This is a genomic window from Photobacterium sp. HL06, from assembly GCF_059552575.1.
The window spans coordinates 1,687,878-1,703,655 of the sequence record NZ_CM183914.1 but is presented as its reverse complement, the minus strand read 5'-3'; the positions used below and the strand labels follow the sequence as shown (position 1 = coordinate 1,703,655).

Genomic DNA, 15,778 nt, shown 5'->3' with positions numbered 1-15,778 from the left:
TCAAAGCGTTAACGGAAGTTTGCTGTGTACAAACGAATGCGCTTTTTTACTGTCTTGCTTTTTACACTGTTATCAAGTCAGAGCCAAGCTATCAACCTCATCAAACAGCAGGGGCATGAGGATGAGCCGGTTCCACAGCATCATGCGTTGTTGCCCTATGCGTTTTATAACGACTCGACTGACTTTGCCGTCGCTGCCGCATTTTTTGGTATAGGTTATTTGCAGCCTCAGACATTAATGGTGGCAAATGCTTTTGTGTCTACCAATGACTCAAAAAACCTGTTTTTTTACCTTCAAGATTATCGTCTGACCAACCGTTGGTTTGTTGACCTTAAATTGCTGACAGGAAGTTGGGGAGAACTGGAATCTTATCAGGAAGGGAACCCTGATTTTACCAATGAGCGCGCTGGTAGCAACGATTCGAGCAAAAACAACTTCATTGTGGCAGAAGGCGATGATATTTATCATCGCATCAATTTTCGCTATTTGTTGCCTATAGGTGATGGTCAGGGTAATCCGTTGCATACCTTTGCGGTGGACTCCATGGGCCTACTTGTCGATGGCTATGCAGCAGGTGGGCAGGCATGGAACCCATTCACCAGTGGTCGGACTCGATTTGATGTCGAGTTGTTCTATCGAGAGCAAGACCTCACGGATAGCTTCGACAATAACACGCTGTTTAAAACAGCAGGTGTTACCTTGTTCTTGGACTATGACAACACTGACTACTACCGCAACCCAACACGTGGTAGCCGACAATCGATTTCCTTGACGCGGGACTGGGGCATCATGGATGACGAAGGCGCACCTTGGACGGCCATTCAATTTGAAGCCACTAAGTTCTTTAGCTTGGGGGCTACGGACTCTGCACTCCAGCGTGTCATCGCAGCGAACCTCTGGTATTCCGATTCGCCCACCTGGGACTCGTTCCACACTGACAATGGCAAAACAGTTTTTCATCGTCCCCCTTCCTTCGCTGGCTCTACTTTGGGAGGACTCGACCGGCTCAAGGCTTATCCCTCAGCAAGATTTAACGACCGCTCGGCGGTTTACTACGGTGTCGAATATCGCCATATGCCAGCTTACAATCCGTTTCCAAGCATTCCGCTTCTGAATAACCTGAACATTCCTTGGTGGCAGGTGGTGGCCTTTGGCGAATTGGGGCGGGTGCACAATGAATGGGACTACTCAGAGCTGCATAAAGATATGAAATGGGACTACGGGTTAGGACTTCGACTGGATGCTGAAGGTGTGGTGGTTCGGGTCGATTTTGCCTATGGCCGCGAAGAAGGCAATGTTCAGATGTTCATTGGGCATACCTTCTGACAACAAAGATTGGATCCAGTTGTTGAAGCTATGAATTAATCTAGACATTTGTGACTACATCTTTCAAGGAGTGGTACATTTCCAAGTTAGATCTTATGACCTAATAAACACTTCGGATAACCTCTGGTATCGCAAATATCCAGAGGTCGTTGCATTTGATTGAATATCTGATGACTGCTTTCGGGAAGAACCGAGCAGAGCTCTGCCATATAACAAGCGCATGGAGCCTAACCACCTATAGGAAAACCTTTCTTAAGAGTTCCAAATACAAATACTTTTCCCAAATTATTTCAACCTATTTATACTGAGTTTATTCTTCTTTGAGATGGTTCAGGGGAGCCCAAGCAAATACATCAGGAGAGCTTTCTTTAACACCCCATACCCAACCATTGATAGCATAGTTTGCTATTAAGGTTTCATTAAGAGTCAAATTGTGCTCTTTCGCATGGTAGTCCTGTAGCGATGTAACGTGGTTCCCTTCAATATTTAATATCTGCTTAGGAACCCAACCTTCTTTACCAATACCTTTGCAGAATACCCAATTAGCCCATACACCGTTGGGATTTGACTCCTCAACAAACTGGAGAGTTTCCCCTGTCACGATTTTTATTGGTTCATCAGGAGCATCATTATATTCTTTAACAACCCTGTACTTCATAAGCCTCTCTAATTGTGAATTCACATATCCTAGCACTTTGTCTTCATGACCAAATACGCTTTCTATTTTTTTCTTCCTTCTCTAAAAAGGCCTGCTCTAGATTGATGTCATATCTATTGGCAATAGAGCACATATAGATAAAAATATCGGCTAATTCATCCTGAATTTCACCAACCTTAGACTTTGGATCTGTCGCAATACCTTCAGCCTTTCGGATCGCCTTAAATAGTTCTCCAATTTCTTCGCCAAGAAGTAAACACTTGTCTTTAGCTGGTTGATCCGTGAACCCACGCTCTATTTCTAGCTCGGAAACATAGTGCTGGAAATCAGCTAATGTCGGATTGTTCTTTAATTCTGGCACGTTACACCATCCTTTGAAGCACACTGTATGAAAAAACAGTATGCATACTTAAACAAAGAAGATCAAATGCTATCTATCAGTTAGCATCTTTATAAGGAGTTATTACCCTATGGGATAAGTAAATATTGCTCGGTTCTGGGAGAAACAGCGCTACTGGATGAACAAGCGCTGGCTGCCGCAATAGCCTACATTGATTTAAATCCTATCCGGGCTGGTACTGCCCAAGCGCTGGAAAGCTCTGACTATACGTCGAAAAAATTAAAATTTGTAATATACCCAAGCTACCAATCCGGTTTGCGACAAAGCCCCATCAGGCCCATATATCAGCATAGTATCCCAAAAATAAAAAAGCCCGGCAGTCAGTTTATCAACTATTATTAGCTCGATCGTATGACACTTTTGATACCCAAATTAGGCGCATCGAACCATGGCGCATGCTGTATAGATAATAAGATTATGATAAGCAATCTATTATAATTGTTAAATTTCAATATGAACCCTATCACTGGAGCAGAGTCATTCCATGTCTGACTTTCTAAAAAAAGAATCAACAGGTGGAATTATCTTGATGCTTGCGGCGCTTGCAGCAATTCTATTCGCGAATTCCCCCCTTGAAACATACTACCAACTATTTTTGTCAACTGCAGTTGAAGTCCGTATCGGGAACCTGGAGATAGCAAAGCCGTTACTGCTCTGGATCAACGATGGATTGATGGCTGTATTTTTCTTCCTTATCGGTTTGGAGTTAAAACGGGAGCTAATCGAAGGTGAGTTGTCTGACAAGAGAAATATTATTCTTCCTGGTATTGGTGCCATTGGCGGCATGCTGGTGCCAGCAGCAATTTACGTTTTCCTAAATTGGGGTGACAGTGTAGCGCTGCAGGGTTGGGCGATTCCTGCTGCAACAGATATTGCATTCGCTTTGGGTATATTGGCTTTATTGGGAAACCAAGTACCAAATTCACTCAAAGTATTCTTGGTATCTTTAGCCATATTTGACGACATTGGTGCAATACTAATCATTGCTTTTTTCTATACCGCACATATCTCACTTGACGCACTGCTAATCGTTGGTTGTTGTATACCTGTTCTATTCCTTTTTAATAAATTTGGGGTATTAGCCAAAAGCCCTTACATCCTTATTGGGGTGATAATGTGGGTCGCAATGCTTAAATCTGGTCTTCATGCCACGCTTGCTGGTGTGTTATTAGCCATGTTTATTCCCCTACGCCCTGGTGATGGTTCTAATGCTTCTCCGTTGAAAGAGCTGGAGTATGATTTGCACTATGTGGTGGCATTCTTCGTACTGCCCGTATTCGCTTTTGCAAATGCTGGAATAAGCTTGTCGGAAGTTACAGTGGATAAAGCATTACACGGAGTTCCCTTAGGAATAGCCGCTGGTTTATTTTTCGGTAAGCAAATCGGCATTTTTGGTCTTTGCTGGTTATTCATCAAACTGAAAGTAGCCCAGTTGCCAAGCGGAGCGAATTGGCAAAGCCTATATGGTACAGCAACGTTGTGCGGTGTTGGATTCACTATGAGCTTGTTTATAGGATCATTGGCATTTGAAGAAACAGGTGTCGACCTTTTGTTTGATGAGCGACTGGGTATTATTGTCGGCTCATTGGCATCAGGTATTGTTGGTTATTTGTTACTCCGCGCCAGCTTAATTTCTAACAATTCAAGAAATCAGACCGCTAATACGATGCCTGATTGAAAGTGTTATCCCGATTTCAAATGGAAACACTTTACGCATGAAATCATTCACTGGTGCCTCCGATGATACGGCTCTCCTCCCACACTCGTACTAGAGCGGGGGGGGAGTAAAGGACTATTATTTAGCACGAAAAGTATATTGACTGTGCCGCATTCACACGATAACAATCATTTAATTAGCGAGTTAGAGCGTATTTTACCCGCTAGAGTTCCTCCGTCACAGGTAATGGTAAAATCAAGTGCCAATTTTTGATAACCGGAAAGGCGTCCGCTTTCACTATCAATACCTTCATCTACCCATTCGTCTTGCAATACGTCCAGCTGCAACGTTGAATGGCTACAATTGTATGTCCATGTTTTACCACTTGTCTCTAGATAAAAGCTCTTTCCCATCGACTTATCAACATAGCCATTGTTAAGTCCGTCGGCTACCAAAGCATACGAGTGTTCAAACCCAGAATCATCGATACTGTGTATTTCTGCATTTCTATTATTTATCGCTCCTGAAGATTTAATAACATTAAATATACTTACATTCGGATCGGGTCTGTACTGTGAATTTGTTTCAATCGAGAAATATGAACTGCCTTTAACAGGGTCTTCAACGATAAGAGCGACTTCTGAACTTGATTTACGGCCAAACGGATCGGTAATTTGAGCTTTAAACCTATATACATTTCCAGGCGTCATTTCACTTGGATCAATGGATGCTTGCTTTGTGTTGATTTGATTAATCGTTATCGTCTTGTCGCCAAATGATTGGCTCCAGTCGATAGAGAAGGACTGACTATCATCTGTTACCTTTATCGGCTCTAATAGAAAAAGTTCATGACTTTGAATTACTTGGTCTTTAGTTACTGAAACCTCAAAGGTTTCTTTTGTATCAAATGAGTAGTTAGCAAAATAGTTTCCCTCATGATCTTTTAGAGACATGGAGAAAGTACTATCGACAGGTAGATCGTCTAAGAACCTTACTGTTACCCAAGGGCCATTGGCTGATATTTTATACATTTCATCTGAAAGATGTGTACTTTGGTAAGTATTGTCCAGTTCAGCGTCCAAAAGGTCTTCCGGCTCTGGCGCCGGAACAACAAATAAAGTATGAATTGGCCTTAGTGGATGCTCGGCTGTCTTTAAGGTTGGCGGTGACTGTTCCGGAAAATACCAATGCTCATCAGCGCTTACAGGACGGTAAAAATCACCGGTACTGATGCCACGACGAGAAGGAAAAGCCACTATCGCCCCCGACATCATATGTGACCAACTCACTTCAGTATTCTCCACTACCCCGCTAGCGTTGACTGTAATCTTGGCCCAGTCACCAGTACTCCCCGGGCTGACCGATACTGCGTCATTATTTGCACCACGAATCTCATAGTGCCCTGCTGTCGGATACTGTTCTATTGCCCCACTAAGTGGCACCGGTGTGCGTAACGCCAATTTCCCGTTAAACGTTGCTGGTGAAGAAATATCAGCTTTGGCTGTAACAGCATAGGTACCGAGGTTGTAGTCAAGCACCTTTGTGGCATTACTGTTTTCAAAGAAAAATGGTACGCCATTAATCAGTATTGACTCATTGCCACTCAAGGTCATATTCAACTTAACCTTATGGGGTGATTCAATTGCCTGAACTAGATGAGCACTATAGCTTACTGTATATTGTTCGCCATATTCATCGTACTGGAGTTGCCTCGTTTCCAGCTCTCCATCAAACTCCAGATATTGCCCACTCTTCGTCAAATGACTAAATCTGGCAGTCGCTGAGCCAGATATTTTTTCTTTACCCGTTATGTCACAGTCATTCAATTCAATAGACAGTACTCGGTCGTTTAGCTTTGCAAAGTAGCTACCTGTGTTATCAAGAGTAGCATTACACCCTCCAGTTACTTCTCCATTACTTACTTTGAGTTGGTGCAAAGCGCTTATTATAAAATTAGACATAGCTATTGGATGTTCAAGCATTTCCAAACTGTTCGCCGAAACCACAGCATTCTGCTGGTTTAATGCAGTCAAGCCATTGCTATCCCCACTTTCACCACCACATCCGGTAATAATCCCAGTCAACCAAACCACAGAGATAAGTTTTATTCTCATTGATAATTGCCTTGTTAAACATTCTGTTATTTATATATTTCTTGACAATTTGAGTATTTAATCCAATTCACTTCCAAAATCAATTTGGATTCAGTGTTTATGTGAGAACCGCCACCTTATGTGCAAGTATTTAAAAATAAAATATTTAGCAGTGTAAGGCGTGAAATGAAACTTTATAAACGTTATTGTTCTCGTGTTAAATTTGGACTTCGCTGTAATGGATTACAACTTAGTGGGATTCAAACATGGCAACTGAAATATATACAAAATAAGAGTGCATTATTGTTTATATTAAAAAGGAGTATTAATAGGGCAGGCATATTTAAGAAACCATCAACCCTGTTAATTTCGCCGTAGAGCAACACCAACCTCGATCTGAATCACTATCCCTTTCAAGCCCAATTCATAAGCTGTGGTCATTATTTAACCCACAAGGAATGAACCATGACCACCGCCAGAAAACAACAAATTTGTTTGGAGTCAACGCCCTATTACCATTGTGTTTCTCGTTGTGTTCGGCGCACCTTCCTCTGTGGTTACGATGACGCAACTGAAATTATTAACAGGACAGGAAAGCTTATAACAAAGCTTATAACAGGACAGGCATACTTAAGAAACCATCAACCCTATTAATTTCACTGTAGAGCAACACCAATCCCAATCAGAACCATTACCCTTTTTCAAGCCCAACTCATAGTCTATGGTCATTATTCAACCAGCAAGGAATGAATAATGACCACCGCCAGAAAACAACAAATTTGCCTAGAATCAACGTGCTATTACCACTGTGTATCACGTTGTGTGCGGCGCACGTTCCTCTGTGGCTACGATGACGCAACTGAAACGTCCTTTGAACACCGGCGTGAATGGATTGAAGCGAAGCTCAAACAGCTCAGCAGTCTCTACTGTGTTGATATTTGTGCCTACGCGATTATGAGCAACCACTACCACCTCGTGGTACATATTGATAAAGAGAAAGTACAAGCGTTAACAGATCAGGAAATCATTGATCGCTGGTGCTCCCTTCACAACAAACCAGTACTGATCCAACGGTTGTTAGCTGGTGACACCAATAGCGAAGCCGAATTCAACGCCTGTAAAATCATCATCGACGGTTGGCGTTCTCGGCTTGCTAACCTCAGTTGGTTTATGCGGGAGATCAATTTAGATATCGCCTCGCGGGCGAATAGAGAAGATAAGTGTACCGGGCATTTCTGGGAAAGCCGCTTTAAGTGCCAGGCATTGCTGGATGAACAAGCGCTGGCTGCCGCAATGACCTACGTTGATTTAAATCCTATCCGTGCTGGTACTGCCAAAACGCTGGAAAGCTCTGGCTATACGTCGATAAAAGCAAGGCTCCAAGCTCTGAAAGATGAGAAGCTAACCGCCCCTTCACTTCACCCTTTCATTGGCAACCCAACCAACCCCATCATCAAAGGGATCCCAATGCGATTGATGGATTATATAGAACTTGTTGACTGGACGGGTCGACAGCTTCGGGAAGGTAAAACAGGGTATATTGGATCCAATACACCTCCAATCCTTCAGCGTTTGAATTTTGCGCAGCAAGACTGGTTGAAAGCTTGCAGCCAGTTTGAACGACAACGTGCATTGCTCATTGGCTCATCGCGATCTATTCAAAGCGCTACAATAAATTTCAAACGTGCTCGTACGCGGGGTTACAGGCTCACCTCGTAAATCACCTTTAAAATCAAAGCTACCCACCTAATTCTGATCCCAGAAGGATAAGCCATCCCTCCAATATGCAAAAATCCGTGATGAACTGCATCATCGCCAAACTATTACAGGTAAGAAAAACAGCAATCCCATTCCGGAGGCACTTTAATGCCAGCCTTACTAACATATTTTAACTATGCCTGTCCTAATATGAATAATGCCTGTCCTAATATGAATATGTTAATGCCAGTCTTACTAACATATTTTAACTATGCCTGTCCTAATATGAATAATGCCTGTCCTAATATGAATACAAAAATAAGTATTTCTTCGGTCGCCGGTCAACAAGCTTAATACTGTGTTTAGTTTTAGCTTTAAGTTAATCATAGAAACAGATTGCATTTTCTAACAGTCAGATAATCCGAGTGATTGAGGTTAAGTGATGAATTACCTGAAATCAGTAATCCGTGCTGTGCACTTTAAAAATCCTGACCGATTCATTCTGTTATACCCGGCTAACAGCCAGTCTGTACTAACCCTATAGCCTATTTCCTTGCTTTAATAAAAGCTTGAAACGCTCGCCAGAGAAGCTGATTACATTATTAGTGATTATATAACCTGTGCCCTAGAGGTTAAGTAATAAATCATCCGGATTCAGTAAGCTCACTACGTTTAGGAGGCAACGCGTATCCAAGTAACATTAGGGTTAGAACATCATGATTAAGCAGGGCTTTTACCAATAAAAGATTGAAATCATATGTACGACAAACTTCAATCAATAAAAGGAATTTTATGAAATACAATATACGATTAAGAGCTGTCACACTGATGTTTCCTTTGTTAGCTACTGGTTGTGGTGGAGATACTCCTAGCACTTCAGTCGGTCAAAAAACGAAAACAGTCACAGTCATTGATGGCTATCTTCACAATGCCAGCATTTGCATTGATAAAAACAGAAATAAGATATGTGAATTAAATGAAGAAAAAGCATCAAAAACGAATGAGTTAGGACAAATCAAGATCAATTTGGCTGATGCAAAGTATCCGATAATTGCTAAGGCAGAAGCAGGGGTCACTAAAGATAGCGATCAAGTGACACCATTAACTCATTCATATGAGTTAATCGCCCCCGCTAATGCTGACTATATCACTCCATTCTCAACACTTGCCCACCTTGGTAATTTGTCCCTGAAAGAATTAGCTGAAATGATAGACGTTGACTATCATGCTATCAGTAACGATTACGTAGACGATAAACAGAATGAATCACAGGTAGCACATCTACTAGCCAGATCTATTACACCACTTTTGGACAAACAGATAATTAATAATGATTTGCTAACTCTAAATGAAAAAGTTGGTGAGATTAGGGAGCTTATTCATAAGAAAGTAAACGAAGGCGTGGATTTATCTGCCATTGACATAAGTTACGATGCTCAATCAAGTGTATTTTACTCAAAACCAAAAGTAACAAGTGTTGAATCACATCTTAGCGGACAGTCCTTTACTTATTCTATATTCAGTAACCACTACATTGCTAATGGTCCCTATGATTATGAAAATACCATTTCATTTAACGATGGCACCATAAGTTACTTGGGTAATCAGGAGTCGTATCAACTAAACGGCAACGCGTTACTATATGGAAATAGTCATTTCACTTTTTTAATAATAAATGAGAATTATCTTTTTAGCCTTTCCGAAGATAACAATCCTGGATTGTGGATTAAAGATTCCATTTTGATACCTACGATTCAGATTGAAGACAACTTTGTGGCTGGAAAAACGTTATATCATCTAAGAGACATAAATAATTCAGACATCAACAACCCTCTACCAAAGCTGACAAAGTTGGAGTTTGATAGTAAAAACAACGTTATAGTAACACCTGAAGGTGAGGAAGGCTTCGCTGCCTTTTGGCAGGTCAAAGATTGGACAAATCATAATAATGAGACGTACCGAACAATATATATCGAATTTCCAGAAGATCAGCAAGATAGAGCCAGTTTAAAACACGAAAATTCGATGATATTGGAAATGGTGTTTGTATTTAATGAGCTCTCTGTAGCAACGAATCATAGTAGTAATGCTCTAGTAAATGAAAACTTGATTATATTTGATGAGAATTTTGCTAAGTTAATATACAGAAAGTGGTTAAATAAGTGACAGTCAAAGAGAGGAAGTAGTCTGCCACGGTAGTGCATGGAACATAACTGTCGTGGCATAGTAAATTTAGCTACCTAAATAGAGATTTTCGATACTTCTCATGCAAGAGATTTTTATAGCAATCTCACCAATCGTTATTTATGTTTTGTCATTGCGACGAATTTTCTACCTTTAGCCTTTATTCTAATTAACTGAGAATAAAAATACCATTTGTAATGCATCACCTTGATCGCCTTATGACTTGAACCATTTTTGAAATTCGACATCACTATCTTTTACGTCTAAATACAACCAAACCATACGATCAACAAACCATGCCTTAAAAACCATTATCATTACATTCCCCAACAATACAGCCCAAATATCGAGAATAAATAGTCCATAAGCTAATACCGGTACACCGATGCTTGACATAACCTGTAATAGCTTGGCCATCTGTAAGTGATGAGTGGGAATTTTATCAGTTGCTTTTCGAAGGTAAATTCGTTCACCGAATGTTCCCATAGATGCCCAGTTATCTGTTTTCGAGGGTGAAGTACATATTCGAGGATTGAGCCAAATCCAGAAAATAGACAATAAAATTGGTACTAATGCATAAATACCAATCCACTCTCGAGACCAAAAGGCGATAGATAATAACGGAAGTATAGTAAATCGAGAATATACACTCCATGGATTAGAGTGCCTTTGCCAACTTTCTTCATCCATTAACATAATTTTTTCGGATAATTTTGTAAAGTCCATTCTCTCTCCATAAATCATAACGCCTAAACTCTATTGGTAAGCGATAATTGGTATTCAGATCAGACTGCGGGGATGAATACATAACCTTTGCCGCGAATCGTCTTTATTCGTTTTGGTTCCCGCCCGTTATCATGTAGTTTTCGTCTCAGCTGGCTGATAGCGTTGTCCGTGCTTCTCTCAAGGCCATCATGCTCGCGACCTTTTAGCCGTTGTGCAATAAAATCACGAGATAAAATTTCACCAGGGAAAGACGTCAATAAACTCAAAAGCTCAAACTCCATACTTGTCAAAGAGACTCTAGTCCCGTTGAGAGTCACTAACCGCTCTTCGTCGTCAACCTGTAAACAACCGAAAACTTTTTTTCTGCGCCCTGCTTCGGCTGTACTTTCTCGTCGTAGTAAAGAGCGGATTTTTGCCAACAATAGCCGTGGCCGAACTGGTTTAATGAGATAGTCGTCTGCACCGACTTCAAGCCCGACAATATGATCAACCTCTTCTTCTTTTGCCGTGAACATTAATATCATACCGGAATATGCATGCCGGATATCCCGGCATATACTGATACCGTCTTTACCGGGAAGCATCAAATCTAGGATCACCAGATCCGGGTTTTCAGCCAAAATACGTTTTTCGGCAACCACACCGTTATCTTCGATTGCTACCTTAAACCCTTCCATTTCGAGATACTCACTAACAGTCGCCGCGAGAGAACCATTATCTTCAACCATTAAAATCTTTTGCATATTAATCACTACTGAAACAAAATAACTCGTTTTATTCTATACAATCAGGCAATTGAATAACAAATTTTGCTCCACCCAACTCACTGTCTTCGACCCACACCTGCCCCTCATGAGCTTCAACAATTTGAGCGACAATGGCCAACCCAAGCCCAGTACCACCCGAATCTCTGTCACGGCTATCGTTCAACCTGACAAACGGAACAAATAAACGTTTTTTATCCGCTTGTGAAATGGGTTTACCATCGTTTTCAATACAGATCCGACAAGCGTTTTGTATCAGCTCTAAATAAATATGGATCCGATTATCGGCGTAAATAAATCCATTACGAAGTATATTATCGACAGCCCGCCCCAGAAAATAAGAGTCGAAGCGAGTCAAATATATATTCGACTCTAAAGTTACTGACAAGACTATCTTCCTGGGCGTAGCTTGCCACTTGTTCACTGTCGCCACTATAAATTCTATAACATCAGTCACTTGAGTTTCTAGCTTGAGCTCGCGTTGGTCAAAGCGGGCATAATCCGACAGTTCACGTACCATAATTTCAAGCTCTTGAATACTCGCCTTCATCCGGTTAAGTTGTTTATTGCGGTTGTCTTCTGATTGATTAGCATCAAATAGCTCAAGGGCAAACTCAATACTGGTGAGTGGTGTCCTCAATTCATGAGAAATTGCGTGGGTTAAAACTTTATTATAAGTCAATGATGTTTCGACATTTTCCGCCATCTGGTTAAATATGGGCACCAGAGGATTAAGATTACTGGCAAAAACAGGGGAAATTCGCGCATGATTATCACCTTCTCCAAATTTCTGTTTTGCCCGGTTTAAGTTTCTCGCCGAAATCCACGTTGGTAGAAACCACAAAATTATTGGCAAAGTGATCAACACGCTAAGTAGCGCATAATTCACCAACTTACTATGATGAATAAGATTGCTAATAAATGGAGATAGTGGGCCTAGCTTTAGGACCTTTTGGCTCTCCCCAATGCGTTGGTAAATCACTTCTGCTGGCAGCTCAAGCGACTGTGAACCAGCGTTTTCAATATACACTAATTCGCCTTGTTGAAGCCGTAGAGCTTTTTCAGAATTTAAGTCAACTTGTGTCAGATCTTGCAGTTGAATCTTGACCCCTTCTTCTAAGCTAACTCGGTCAATTATTGCCTGCCATTCGGCTTCATCAGCTTCCTTTAAAATCCGTTGTAGCAATTTAATGCTGCCCACAATTGCTAAATCGACATCTGACTGCAGGTGCTGCGCGGGTGCGTCCATATTCGCAATAACGAGTAGTTGACCATTTTGCAATTGACGATAAAGCTCCAGTCGCTCTTTGTTAAAGACCACTAAGTCGTTGTTAAGCTCGTTAACCTGACGAGCTGATAGTTTGAGTTCTGCCTTATTGGTAAGCGCTATGCCGTAACCAAAATCTTTTTGCAAGAGCTGCAAGCGATGTCGTTGTTCGGTTTCTGTTAAGTGGTCAATTTGCTCTAAAAGCAATTCGACCACTCCGTAGGCGCGGTGTTTTTCAATGGCTTCCATATGAGGACGCCATAAGTCGAAGAATCGGCCTAATAGAGAAAACTGACCGAGTAATACAATTAATAAAACAACCAATAGAAGCTGGATAAAAAATGTTCGATTCATGTCAATTCGCCTCTTGTTGACAGCTAATCGGTAAACTCAACGAAACGATCTTATATCCATGGTTATCAGTCGAAAATTCAAGCTTTCCTTGATGAGCTTCGACTACCTTGGTAGCAATTAAATAAGGTAGTTCTTCAATTTGATGGTCTCTCTTACCCAATTTATCACTATCATCATCAATCAGATCCAGTGTTCTGGTTCTCCATGATTTCATCAACTCATCATCACCGGAAATCGTATTTTTCAGCTCTATAAGCCAGTTATTATGAAGCAGGCGACAGCTGACAATTACTTTACGGCTGCCTGTTTCAACCAAATAAGAAAGCAGTCCTCGGATCGCCCGCCCAAAATTATCTGCGTCGAATTGAACTTGAAGGTTATGTGAATTTTCCTTTTCGAAAACAAGCTTACCGTCTGGTACAGAAAGCTCTCTGGCAGCCACCTCAACTTGCTCTTCAAGCCAGCAATATATCGCGACACTTTCGACTTGAAGCGACAAAGGCTCTTGTTGAGTTTTAGCATAAAATAAAATGTTACCAGTTAATTTTGTTAATTCATCGATTGCTATTTGAGTCGATTCAATCGCCTGCTTTTGACTACAACCCGGTTGCCCGGCCTCAAGCGACTCGACCGACTGTTTGATTTTTGAAATCGGTAATCGTAGTTCTTTGATCATTGCCAGCATTAGCGCTTGATTGCTGACAAATAATTGCTGTATTTTCGACGCCATATCATTAAAAATCTGTGTCATTTTATTAAGATTACTAGCCGTGTATTGTTGGCTACGACTGGATAGCTCGCCATTACCAAAGCGCTTAGCAGCATTCGAAATATCGAGTGCCGAACGCCAGCTTGGAAACAACCATAAGCAAAGAACCAATGCCATAAAAGCGGCGATTAACCACAGGTTGCTATTGCGGTATTGCTCTATTTGATCGTTAATAAATGGGCTAATCGGGCCAGCGCTGATGACTTGATTGCTACCTGCTACTCGTTGATAGAAATAATCCACCCCTGAGCCGTACTTGACCTGATGTTGGCTAAGTCGGGTTAAAATTCTGCCATCGGCCAGAATATTCCGTTCAATGTCAGTTAGCTTTAGGTTATCGAACGACGTCAAGGATAGGGGGTAGCTGAAGTATTCGGATTTGCGCTTGATAATCTGCCCCCAAAGCCCCGGCGGCTGGGCTCGAAGGCTCTGCTGTAACAAAGCCAAGGTCCCCATGACCTCCCGCTGTGCATGGGAAAGCTTATGCGGGGGTGCTTGATCTGGATTGCGAATGACTATTAACTCTTTTTTGTCCTCTAGCAATCTAAATAAATCATGAGAGAGTTTATGGTAGACGATATTGCCCCGATAGAGCTGTACTAATTCTTCATCATCAAATTTCTGTGTATCGAAGTCTAACAATTCTATTTGATAAGGAAAATCACTCATTAACTGTTCAACTAACACTGCACGCATAGAAGGCTCAGATGAATTCATGAGTTCCGCGAAAGCTTCAACGCTGCTGGAAACATATAAACGATGCAGCTGCTCTTGAAAAGGTTCTATAGCTTTTCGCGAAACTTCTGGTGCAATAAAAGATGGAATCAATACCGCAGCAAATAACACCACAAAGTACAACTGAATAAAAAAGCTTTTTTTCAACTTGGCTTCTCCACTGTCCCTAAGCCTCTAATTATAAAAATCACACCTTCAATGTATTTTTGAGTATATAGACTTGTTCGGTTATTTACAGTGCAACTTACAAATTACGACAAAACTCGACCGAGCCCGACAGAGCTCTTTGATACTCTAATCTCCAGCTTAACAACACAAAACAAAAGAGTATTATCATGAAAAAATCAGTAGTATGCATGGCTATCCTATTTATTATTAACGGACCATTATCGGCCGGAGAATTTTCAGGCAATGTCAGCGGTTATATTGGAAAGAAATCACTAGATGACAATGATTGGGAAAATACAGATAGCCAAGGAACTCTCGGCTTGATTACCGATTTTAAAATGAGAAGCTGGCCGGTCAGCATTGCTGCAGACGCACTTTTATCCGTAAGTGAAGACGATAGTACAAACTCCCAAGATATTGACGCTTCAACGGGAGCCTTGCACTTGGGAATACGAAAGATTTGGCGCTTTAATGGTAGCAACTTTAGTCCCTACTTCGGCGGTGGTATAGCTTATAATAGTGGCTATCAAGAAAGAGTCATTGACGATACAAAACAAGATGATGACGATACAGCAATGGGGACCTGGATTGGTACGGGAGTCTACTGGCGGCCAGTCAAACAATTAAATATCGGTTTCGATTTACGATATTCACAAGCTGATATCGACCTTTTTGAGAAAAAGGTTGAGGCCGGCGGCTTTCAAAGCGGCTTGCTTATCGGATACCACTGGTAGTTAATAAAATTTTTAAAAGTCCAGAGAAAGAAGTAAAACTCTAGCTTCTTTCTCTGTTCAATCAGAAAGATAAAATCAATAACGGCCTGCCCTGCAACCACCTTAGGCAACCTCAAAAAATGACGAAGGCATTACGAAGCAAAGTTGGGAATGGATTACGTGTATTATCAATAGGTAACATAGCCTTGAAGCCCATATGAACTACAATCAAGTACACTAAACTTCAACCAAAGCCGTCCAGTGTA

The 15,778-nt window shown here is 41.3% G+C and carries 12 protein-coding genes and 1 pseudogene; 6 read left to right on the top strand and 7 right to left on the bottom strand.

The genetic code is table 11. From position 1 onward, the window contains the following. The first annotated feature begins 24 nt into the window (after positions 1–24). Complete coding sequence (locus AC51G0_RS08100) at positions 25–1,326, top strand: hypothetical protein (protein WP_496301541.1); 1,302 nt, start codon at positions 25–27, stop codon at positions 1,324–1,326. Between the two features lie 310 nt (positions 1,327–1,636). Here AC51G0_RS08100 and AC51G0_RS08095 read toward each other — a convergent pair whose 3' ends face one another. Next, the gene (locus AC51G0_RS08095; protein WP_496301540.1) at positions 1,637–1,984 is read right to left on the bottom strand and encodes an SH3 domain-containing protein; all 348 of its coding nucleotides are present in this window, start codon (positions 1,982–1,984) and stop codon (positions 1,637–1,639) included. Between the two features lie 43 nt (positions 1,985–2,027). After that, on the bottom strand, positions 2,028–2,345 hold the full coding sequence (locus tag AC51G0_RS08090; protein WP_496301539.1) for a MazG nucleotide pyrophosphohydrolase domain-containing protein: 318 nt from the start codon (positions 2,343–2,345) through the stop codon (positions 2,028–2,030). 147 nt (positions 2,346–2,492) lie between these two features. On the opposite strand from AC51G0_RS08090, the pseudogene AC51G0_RS08085 reads away from it, so the two are divergent. Continuing rightward, positions 2,493–2,597, top strand: a pseudogene (locus AC51G0_RS08085) (transposase); the annotation flags it as partial. Positions 2,598–2,868: 271 nt separating this feature from the next. Then, complete coding sequence (nhaA, locus tag AC51G0_RS08080; RefSeq protein ID WP_496301538.1) at positions 2,869–4,062, top strand: Na+/H+ antiporter NhaA; 1,194 nt, start codon at positions 2,869–2,871, stop codon at positions 4,060–4,062. Positions 4,063–4,229: 167 nt separating this feature from the next. Here nhaA and AC51G0_RS08075 read toward each other — a convergent pair whose 3' ends face one another. Beyond that, positions 4,230–6,155, bottom strand: coding sequence for a PKD domain-containing protein (locus tag AC51G0_RS08075; protein WP_496301537.1), 1,926 nt, complete (start codon positions 6,153–6,155; stop codon positions 4,230–4,232). Between the two features lie 732 nt (positions 6,156–6,887). On the opposite strand from AC51G0_RS08075, the gene AC51G0_RS08070 reads away from it, so the two are divergent. Both AC51G0_RS08070 and AC51G0_RS08065 read left to right on the top strand, forming a co-directional pair. Next, positions 6,888–7,853 carry a transposase gene (locus tag AC51G0_RS08070; RefSeq protein WP_496301536.1) on the top strand — a complete coding sequence of 322 codons (966 nt, stop codon included), beginning with the start codon at positions 6,888–6,890 and terminating at the stop codon, positions 7,851–7,853. A gap of 771 nt (positions 7,854–8,624) precedes the next feature. Then, the gene (locus AC51G0_RS08065; protein ID WP_496301535.1) at positions 8,625–9,998 is read left to right on the top strand and encodes a hypothetical protein; all 1,374 of its coding nucleotides are present in this window, start codon (positions 8,625–8,627) and stop codon (positions 9,996–9,998) included. A gap of 234 nt (positions 9,999–10,232) precedes the next feature. On the opposite strand, the gene AC51G0_RS08060 is transcribed toward AC51G0_RS08065, so the two are convergent. Genes AC51G0_RS08060 through AC51G0_RS08045 form a run of 4 tightly spaced genes read right to left on the bottom strand, consistent with a single transcriptional unit; the run spans position 10,233 to position 14,778 of the window. After that, entirely contained in the window at positions 10,233–10,742 is a 510-nt protein-coding gene (locus AC51G0_RS08060; protein ID WP_496301534.1) for a DUF6653 family protein, read from the bottom strand. 59 nt (positions 10,743–10,801) lie between these two features. Next, positions 10,802–11,485 carry a response regulator gene (locus AC51G0_RS08055; protein WP_496301533.1) on the bottom strand — a complete coding sequence of 228 codons (684 nt, stop codon included), beginning with the start codon at positions 11,483–11,485 and terminating at the stop codon, positions 10,802–10,804. Positions 11,486–11,516: 31 nt separating this feature from the next. After that, positions 11,517–13,127: an ATP-binding protein gene (locus tag AC51G0_RS08050; protein ID WP_496301532.1), complete on the bottom strand. Its 1,611-nt coding sequence runs from the start codon at positions 13,125–13,127 to the stop codon at positions 11,517–11,519. Between the two features lies 1 nt (position 13,128). Continuing rightward, positions 13,129–14,778, bottom strand: coding sequence for a hypothetical protein (locus AC51G0_RS08045; protein ID WP_496301531.1), 1,650 nt, complete (start codon positions 14,776–14,778; stop codon positions 13,129–13,131). 188 nt (positions 14,779–14,966) lie between these two features. On the opposite strand from AC51G0_RS08045, the gene AC51G0_RS08040 reads away from it, so the two are divergent. Continuing rightward, positions 14,967–15,533 (top strand): outer membrane beta-barrel protein, encoded by a 567-nt coding sequence (locus AC51G0_RS08040; protein WP_496301530.1) that lies wholly within the window; start codon positions 14,967–14,969, stop codon positions 15,531–15,533. Positions 15,534–15,778: the final 245 nt, after the last annotated feature.

Excerpts from the sequence above, each read along its gene's own strand:
- AC51G0_RS08095 (WP_496301540.1), bottom strand. The coding sequence starts at position 1,984 with ATGAAGTACAGGGTTGTTAAAGAATATAATGATGCTCCTGATGAACCA.
- nhaA (WP_496301538.1), top strand. The coding sequence starts at position 2,869 with ATGTCTGACTTTCTAAAAAAAGAATCAACAGGTGGAATTATCTTGATG.
- AC51G0_RS08075 (WP_496301537.1), bottom strand. The coding sequence starts at position 6,155 with ATGAGAATAAAACTTATCTCTGTGGTTTGGTTGACTGGGATTATTACC.
- AC51G0_RS08070 (WP_496301536.1), top strand. The coding sequence starts at position 6,888 with ATGACCACCGCCAGAAAACAACAAATTTGCCTAGAATCAACGTGCTAT.
- AC51G0_RS08065 (WP_496301535.1), top strand. The coding sequence starts at position 8,625 with ATGAAATACAATATACGATTAAGAGCTGTCACACTGATGTTTCCTTTG.
- AC51G0_RS08060 (WP_496301534.1), bottom strand. The coding sequence starts at position 10,742 with ATGGACTTTACAAAATTATCCGAAAAAATTATGTTAATGGATGAAGAA.
- AC51G0_RS08055 (WP_496301533.1), bottom strand. The coding sequence starts at position 11,485 with ATGCAAAAGATTTTAATGGTTGAAGATAATGGTTCTCTCGCGGCGACT.
- AC51G0_RS08050 (WP_496301532.1), bottom strand. The coding sequence starts at position 13,127 with ATGAATCGAACATTTTTTATCCAGCTTCTATTGGTTGTTTTATTAATT.
- AC51G0_RS08040 (WP_496301530.1), top strand. The coding sequence starts at position 14,967 with ATGAAAAAATCAGTAGTATGCATGGCTATCCTATTTATTATTAACGGA.